Here is a 7738-nt window from a genome sequence, read left to right as displayed (position 1 = left end):
CCCCTCGCACTCCCGGGCTTCAGCCTGCCCACCGGGCAGAATGGCCTGTTCCGCCTGAGCGGGCAGGGTGGTTCGGTTCGGCAGGCCAGCCAGGCCAACCTCGGTTCGCAAAACTGGAGCATGGGGGGCGCTGCGGTCAGTACCGCCCAGCGTCAACAAAGCCTGCCGGACGTCCAGGCGCGTAGTTTCCAGATCGGCGATCTCTCGCCGGTTGCCGCCAGTGATCGGCAGCTGACCCAGACCACCCGTCAGGTCACCGGCAGCAGCGTCGGTGCCAGCGCCATCAACGTTGCCGCGCCTGTCGATAGCGGTAGCAATGTCATCCAACTGCCGGGTTACAACAGCAGCACCTCGGCCATCACCCAACCAGGGGCGGTGCAGGTCGATGCCGCTCATCAGGCCGTGGTGGTTCCCGGTGTGACGCCGACCTTGCCGGTGACTCAGCGCGACCCGCTGATTCCGGCAATCGCCCCCGTCGCCACATCGGGTGCGGCCACGAGCATATCGACCCTGGCTCGCGTGCAGGGCCTGCCGGATATGTCGGTCAAGTCCAACCCGCAGAAATACCTGATCGAAACCAACCCGGTACTCACTGACCTCAAGCAGTTCATGAGCTCGGACTACCTGCTGAGTGGATTGGGTTATAACCCGGACACCAGCGCCAAGCGCTTGGGTGATGGTTTCTATGAGCAGAAACTGATTCAGCAGGCGGTGGTGGCCCGTACGGGCCAACGCTTCATCGATGGCCAAACCTCGAACGAGAAGCTGTTCAAGTATCTGATGGACAACGCCATCAGCAGCAAGCAGCAGCTCAATCTGTCGGTCGGTGTAACCCTGACTTCCGAGCAGGTCGCGGCCCTGACCCACGACATCGTCTGGATGGAAAAGCAGGTCGTCAACGGCGAGGAAGTGTTGGTGCCGGTGCTCTACCTGGCTAACGCCAACAACCGCCTGGCGCCGAATGGCGCGTTGATCCAGGGCACGGATGTCACCCTGATTGCCGGTGCGAACCTGGAAAACAGCGGGACCTTGCGCGCCAGCAACAACCTGTCGGCCATGGCGGGCACCGATCTGGTCAACACCGGCCTGATCGAAGCGGGCAATCGTCTGGACTTGCTGGCCGGTAACAACCTCGTCAACAAGTCGGGCGGGATCATTGCCGGGCGTGATGTGAGCGTGACGGCCGTTACCGGCGACGTGCTCAACCAGCGCGATGTCAACCACACCGACCAGGGTACCGGCTTCGCCACACACCGTGAACTGCTCGACAGCGCTGCGCGTATCGAAGCCGCGAACAACCTCACCGCCAAGGCCGGCCGCGATGTAACCAACAGCGGCAGCGTGCTGCAAAGCGGTGGGGATACGCTGATCAACGCTGGGCGCGATATCAATATCGCGGCGACCGAGAGCCATGACTCCACCGACTCCGGTGGGGGGGTACACAGCAGTTCCATCACCCAGACGGGATCGACGGTCAGTGCGGGGCGTGATCTGCAGATGACGGCCGGGCGCGATCTGACGGCTATCGCCAGCCAGATCGATGCCAAGCGCGATATCGCCATGGCCGCAACGGATAACCTGACGCTGAGTTCGGCAGCGGACGAGAGCCATTTCCTCTCCAAAAGCCGAAGGGAAACCACCCAGAAAGACCATGTTGCTCAGGTGGCGACGACCGTTCAGGCCGGTGGGGACGTCAAGCTCAGCGCTGGCAAGGACCTGGGGCTGATCGCCAGCCGGGTCAGTGCGGGAGATGAAGCGTACCTGGTGGCGGGCGACAAGCTGGATCTGCTGTCTGCGCAAAACAGCGACTACTCGCTGTACGACATGAAGAAAAGGGGCAGTTGGGGCCGCAAGAAGACCCAGCACGATGAAGTCACCCAAGTGACCAATGTCGGGAGCGAGATCAAGACCGGTGGCAACCTGACGCTGCAGAGTGGCAGCGACCAGCACTATCAGGTGGCCAAGCTTGAGAGTGGTAAGGATCTGACGATTGAGAGTGGTGGGGGTATTACCTTCGAAGGGCAGAAGGACCTTCATCAGGAAAGTCACGAGAAGAGCAATAGTAGCCTCGCCTGGATGTCCATGAAGGGCGAAGGCCATACAGACGAAACCTTTCGTCAGAGCCAAATGGTCGCTAAGGGACAGTTGACGATCAAGGCTGTCGATGGTCTGAAAGTTGATATCAAGCAGGTCAATCAACAAACCGTCAGTCAGGCTGTGGATGCCATGGTCAAGGCTGACCCGAGTCTTGCCTGGCTGAAAAAGGCAGAAGCCCGAGGGGACATCGACTGGAGAAAAGTTGAGGAGATCCACCAAAGCTTCAAGTATCAGCATTCGGGGTTGGGCGCGGGTGCGCAACTGATCCTGGCCATTTTGCTGGCCGCTGTAACAGGTGGTGCGGGTGCAACCTTGGTCGGAGCCGCCGAGGGCTCTATCACGGCGACGATTGCAAACGTTGCGTTTGTTAGCCTGGAAACTACGGCCGCCAACAGTGCTATCAGCAATAAAGGCAATTTGGGGGCCGTTGTAAAAGATACCTTCAGCAGTGACAGCCTTAAGAACGCTGCGATATCCGGATTGACTGCCGGGTTTACGCAAGGGGTCATTGATTCGAAGTTGGGAGGTACTACAAAACCATTCAATAACCTGACGAAAGGGTTTGACCTCAGCACCCTGGAGGGTATCGGCGGTTTTGCAATCCATGCGGCGGCACAGGGCGTTGCCGCTGGGGCGATCAAAACGGCCATCGGTGGCGGCAGCTTGAGTGAGAATCTGCAACAAGGACTCGTCACGCAAGCCGGCAACGTTGTTGCGGCTACGGCATTTAACTTTGTTGGCAGTTATGCGCAGGATCATATGAATGCTGCTCGTGATGCCGGTGATACTGTAGGTGAGGCTATATGGAAGGAGGGGGGCTCGGCAAGGATAGCTATGCACGCACTGTTTGGCGGGGCTATCTCTAGCGCCACCGGTGGTGATTTTAAGACTGGAGCTATAGCGGCGGGTGCTAGTCAGGCTATGGCTGGTGTTCTCAATGATACCTTCGATAAGCAACCGAAGTTGCGCGAAGCATTTTCCCAAATTGTTGGTCTGACGGCATCGGGACTGGCCGGGGGAGATGTTGGCAAAGCGTCCTGGGTTGCATTAATGGCTGATCAATACAATCGGCAATTGCATCCAGATGATAAGGCGCTGGCGAAAAAGTTGGCTGGGCTCAGTGATGGAAAATACACGGCTGAGCAAATCGAAGAGCAAATGCGGCTTTCGAGTGTCAAAGGTACAGATATTAGCGCTGGCACCGATATTGTTGCATCGAAAGGCGAGAGATACGATGAGGGCGGAAATTGGGTTGAGCTAGGAAGCAGTGGCAAGTATTTGCAGCAGTATGCCAAGGCTGATCTGGACATCATCGCCTTCATCCAGCAACACAGCAAATCATATGAATGGGCGGCGCTACCGACGCCGCCTGTACAGGAGTGGAGCAAGGTCACTGTTGGTGATGACAAGCGGGATCTGCTTAGTGGGCGAGTGTTGGATAGTAATGGAGGGTACAGGGAGCCGGTAGAGGTTGCTGGTCAGTCATTCGCTCCTAGACTTCTACCCTGTGCTGATTCAGAGTGTAACGCTTCCGGTGCCAACCTTGACTGGCAGGACAGCGAAACCAAGCGATGGCAGGCTGCCGTTAATGCCAAGGCGCTAGACGAAGCTTTGTTTGTTGGGTCGTTTGCCCCGATTGGTGGGCCGATTGGTAAGGTCTTTGGGGCAGCCTCTGAGAAGCTTTTTGGAGGGGGTGGCGCTGAGCTTGTTGCTACCCTAAACGGTGCAAAAGGTGTTGTAGAAAATGGAGCCGATACGATTTCGCTGTACCGAAAAATGTCGACAGTCGAAGCTGGTGCGACGCTGAATTCTGGAAAATTACAAGCTTCTATTCCAGGGACGAACTCAAGCAAATACCTTTCTGAGTCGATAGGAAAAGTTGATGATTTTCAGAATAAAGCGGCGTTGGATACATCACAAGCGACTCTTGAATTTGTTCTTGATAGGAAAGCCTATGATTTGTTAATGCGCTCTGCTGTAAATCAAGCAGGGTCGAAGGGGGTGGATGCGATCAAAATTAATTTTGAAGGTATTGATCCGCTCTCTAATTTTAGAAATATAGGGGTCCCATCTAGTCAGTTGGAATTATTTAATTCAATTATTAAAAGTGTTAGGCCGATTGGGAAGTGATTATGGATATTTTAGAAGCATACAAAATAAGGGATGACTTGATTCGTTGTCTCTCTAAGGGTCAAATCGAAAGTGGAGTCGAATTTTTTGAAAGGAAATCCGGCGAGGTTCCCGAAATCATTCGGCTTGAGTGTTTAGGTAATATTAGTTTTTATCGAAGAGATATTGCTGAGGCGGTAAGGTTTTATGAGGCAGCGAATTTGCTTTCTCCTGACTATGTTATTCCTCGATATTTTTACCTTGCGGGCGTTAGAGGTGAAAGGGAAGGGGAGTTTGTGAGAGCTTTCAAGTACTATCAGGCCGCAATTGAGGCGGAGCCTTCGTTTGTTGATCCTTATGTAGAGCTTGGAGCCCTGTTGGCGAAAGTTGGTGATTTCGAAGGGGCGCTGAAGTGTTATGAAGATGCGGTAAATTTGGCGCCTGAAGAGCTATTGATTCATGAGAATCTAAAATCCGTTTTGGTTAAGTTGAATAATGATAATGCTGGTGTTTATGAGGAGAAGCTTCAGGCGGCTAAATTGGCTTATGAAGAGGTTGTTCGTAGTGGTAAATTTAAACCTGTCCCTCAACAGAATCACTGGTGATACTCCGGCTTGAGGCAGGGAGTCCTTACTGTTCTACTCTGCGCCAATTTTAAAATTCTATCCTTGGGTGACGGGGGAGGACTTTCGGTTTAAAGGGAATAGGTACGAATGGCACTTACTTAACATGTTTTGGGTGCCCGTACTTTCTGACATCCGCCCTTGCTGATCGACGTGGTTTGGTCAGCAGCGGGTAGGCCTGAGGTCTTCGTTTTACAGCCCGAGGCTCGATGCGTCCGGGCCGATTTCCAACACGTCGTTGGGCAACCAGCATGAGCAAATTGGACATATCATCCTCTCCGTCAGCGCTGGCATATTGCCGTCGAAAAGGACCGAAATGGGCGTCCCCCTTTTTTTGGCAGAGGATACCTGGAGCGACTGATTGGCATCGGCCTGTATTTCCAGCTGTGGGAAGCGTTTAAACGTGGCGCTCCGGCCTGCCTACCGTGCATCTCAAGCGTGGCTGTACTCGATTTCGTCAGGGAGTGCGGAGTACGCTTCTTCAAGCTTGTTACTGCTTACCAGATCATGAATATGGCGAGCCAGTGGCGTTACGTCGGTTATGTGCTGTATCCACTCATTGACATACAGCCCGACGGCCTCCTTGCCCAGGCCTATCTGAATGGCCCGATGTGTTTGCGGCTGAAGGTACAGGTCTCGCTCCGGGTCCCACTGGATGCGTACAGGCGCGCTTTCCTTCAAGGTCTGCCATTGTTCCTTGCTCATCGACTCTTCAGGGTGGCTCGGGCAGCTATGGGCCAAGGCCCATTCGAAACCTTCGCGGGAGATATCGATTGCCAGGATACGTGACTGTCCGGCGTCTTTGAGGCCCCAGCCGGATCGATACATCATCCAGAGGAAGGAGGGTTTTATCCAGGTCATCCGCTCCATCTTGAACGGAGGTGAGACAAAGGTTCCGTGGGCGAGGGCCGCATTGGCTATGGAGTCCGAATAGGCCTGGTAGACACGAATAGTCTTGTCATCGTATTGCGCGCGAATCTGGCGAAGGGGAGGTGTGGGCAAATGAGACTCCTGTCTGTTTTGTAGGATGGCGCGCAATCTCGTCTGGAGGATAGAAGAGATCAAACCGGGTGGATAAACGACATTGGCATATGCTCGGTCGACCAAGCGCCGTTTTCGGCCAGGTAGAATCTGAAGCTTTGCTCATGCATCCGTAGGGCGCCAATCGTCAGCATTATCAGTTTGCCATAAACAAACAGCGAAAAGGGGACACCCATTAGCCGGTCTCAAGTCAAGGTTACAAGCCACCGCATCCTGCAGATTTTAACTGCATAGTTTACCCTTTTTCGGAAAACGGTGTCTGGTTGACCGGGCATGTTCCGATGGCGTTTAACCCGCGGTCTTAATTTTTCTATCACCCAGGCGTGATTGCCTGCCACCTCAGAGACTATGGAATGTCTGGAAATATCGGTGATGCATACGTTCGAGCAGTGCTAACCGGACTGCGCTTTGTGCTGTTGATGGTGATCTCGGCGTGGCTTGCCGGAAAATTGCAGGGGCTGTTTCACAGTCACAACACCTTTGTTTTTATCGGCTTGCTGATAGCGATCTGGTTTGTCTTGAACGAGTTGTTGGAACGGGCCGGGAAAAAACGACGCCCCGCGCAGGCCGAAAAAGCCGAGCATGCTGTTCGTCATAGGGATCGTTGATACGCCTATACAAAAAACTGAAATATAACCGGCGGAGGAAACCGGACGCATTTATTTTCCCCCATTTGCTATGTCCTGGAAGCGGGGAGCCTGACTCCCCGTCCCGCGTCTTACACGATGTCAGCTATTGATATCTGCCGTGCGCTTGTCCAACACCGAATTCACCCACAACTGTGCCAGTTCAATCAAATGCACGACACCCATCGCCACCTTGCGATTGGCGCCGGTCTGGTTGTCGGCATTTTCATAAGCTGTGGCCGCAGCGGATTGCAGTATGGAATACGCATTGACCAAGGCCTCTTCCTGGCTTTGCGCTTCAGGCAACAGGTCCCGCGTCGGTGTCGCACGGGTGGGTTTTGGATTGGCCCCGGGCGTCAGGTTGTAATGAGCAAAGGCCCGTTCGGCCGCTTGCGGGTCGATGGCCTCGGCACTGGATAAAGGGGGTGGATTGGGGGTGATCTTGAACATGGTGTCGCTCCTGTGTTGAAGGAGCTGCCACTCCCTGCTGTCAAACAGGATTGGGTGGCAGCTGTACGTAGGTTGACAGACCGGACACAGGATACCCGGCGCATCCGAAGATGCCCTGCGCACAGCCGCCATGACACACAACGACAGGCATGAAAAAAGCGCCTGCTACGGTGCTGGGGCGCTGTTGGCGCCTGTGAGTTTCGGTCTGTCAAAACCGATCACTGAATTTGCAGTGACGGTATGCAGACTAGTCGTCGAGTCTGGCAGGCGCAACGGGTTGGGATTTTCTAGGAAATTTCAGTCAAGGGAAAGGGAGTTGTCCTGCCTTTACGCCTCGACAACGCCCCTCACGTCCACCAGTAGCGCACCAGATGAAAGAAAATCGGCGCGGCAAAGCACACCGAGTCCAACCGATCGAGCATGCCGCCGTGGCCTTCGATCATATGGCCCCAGTCCTTGACCCCGCGGTCGCGCTTGATCGCCGACATGACGATGCCACCGGCAAAGCCCAGTAGGTTGATCAACAGCGCGATCAGCCCTGCTTGCCAGGGGTTGAACGGGGTAATCCAGAACAGCGCAGCGCCGATCAACGCGAAAAGGGGACACCCATTAGCCGGTCTCGCGTCAAGGTTACAAGCCACCGCCCCCTGCAGTTTTTAACTGCAGGGTTTGCCCTTTAACTCAACCTGATCGGTTGAACCTGTCGAACCCGTTTCCTCATCATTGGCTACGACCGAGTCGTGCCTGACACCCATGTGGATCAAGCAGCAGCGATGCAGCACCTGCCGCCCT

General features: G+C 54.8%; 5 protein-coding genes and 2 pseudogenes. 3 read left to right on the top strand and 4 right to left on the bottom strand.

Translation table 11 applies throughout. The annotated features are described in order from the left end of the window. Positions 1–4227: DUF637 domain-containing protein (locus tag UCMB321_RS29445; RefSeq protein WP_245220749.1), on the top strand; the 4227-nt coding region annotated here is incomplete at its 5' end. 2 nt (positions 4228–4229) lie between these two features. After that, positions 4230–4811, top strand: a complete 582-nt coding sequence (locus UCMB321_RS08080) for a tetratricopeptide repeat protein (RefSeq protein WP_040065227.1) — start codon at positions 4230–4232, stop codon at positions 4809–4811. Between the two features lie 115 nt (positions 4812–4926). Here the strand turns inward: UCMB321_RS08080 and UCMB321_RS29910 are convergent. Together UCMB321_RS29910 and UCMB321_RS08075 are read right to left on the bottom strand one after the other, a co-directional pair. After that, a pseudogene (locus UCMB321_RS29910) lies at positions 4927–5112 on the bottom strand (IS4 family transposase); the annotation flags it as partial. A gap of 149 nt (positions 5113–5261) precedes the next feature. After that, entirely contained in the window at positions 5262–5831 is a 570-nt protein-coding gene (locus UCMB321_RS08075; RefSeq protein WP_040065225.1) for a DUF4291 domain-containing protein, read from the bottom strand. 392 nt (positions 5832–6223) lie between these two features. On the opposite strand from UCMB321_RS08075, the gene UCMB321_RS08070 reads away from it, so the two are divergent. After that, positions 6224–6478 carry a hypothetical protein gene (locus tag UCMB321_RS08070; protein ID WP_157015867.1) on the top strand — a complete coding sequence of 85 codons (255 nt, stop codon included), beginning with the start codon at positions 6224–6226 and terminating at the stop codon, positions 6476–6478. Positions 6479–6598: 120 nt separating this feature from the next. Here UCMB321_RS08070 and UCMB321_RS08065 read toward each other — a convergent pair whose 3' ends face one another. After that, entirely contained in the window at positions 6599–6946 is a 348-nt protein-coding gene (locus UCMB321_RS08065; RefSeq protein ID WP_040065220.1) for a DUF6124 family protein, read from the bottom strand. A gap of 347 nt (positions 6947–7293) precedes the next feature. Further along, positions 7294–7539: pseudogene (locus UCMB321_RS08060) on the bottom strand (phosphatidate cytidylyltransferase); the annotation flags it as partial. Positions 7540–7738 lie beyond the last annotated feature (199 nt).

Source organism: Pseudomonas batumici (assembly GCF_000820515.1).
In the GTDB taxonomy this organism is placed as follows: Bacteria; Pseudomonadota; Gammaproteobacteria; order Pseudomonadales; family Pseudomonadaceae; genus Aquipseudomonas; species Aquipseudomonas batumici.
The sequence above is the reverse complement of the archived record's forward strand: the minus strand, read 5'-3'. Positions and strand labels throughout refer to the sequence as shown.

Bases quoted from the DNA above. Each gene is read 5' to 3' on its own strand.
- UCMB321_RS08080 (WP_040065227.1), top strand. From the start codon at position 4,230: ATGGATATTTTAGAAGCATACAAAATAAGGGATGACTTGATTCGTTGT.
- UCMB321_RS08065 (WP_040065220.1), bottom strand. From the start codon at position 6,946: ATGTTCAAGATCACCCCCAATCCACCCCCTTTATCCAGTGCCGAGGCC.
- UCMB321_RS08070 (WP_157015867.1), top strand. From the start codon at position 6,224: ATGTCTGGAAATATCGGTGATGCATACGTTCGAGCAGTGCTAACCGGA.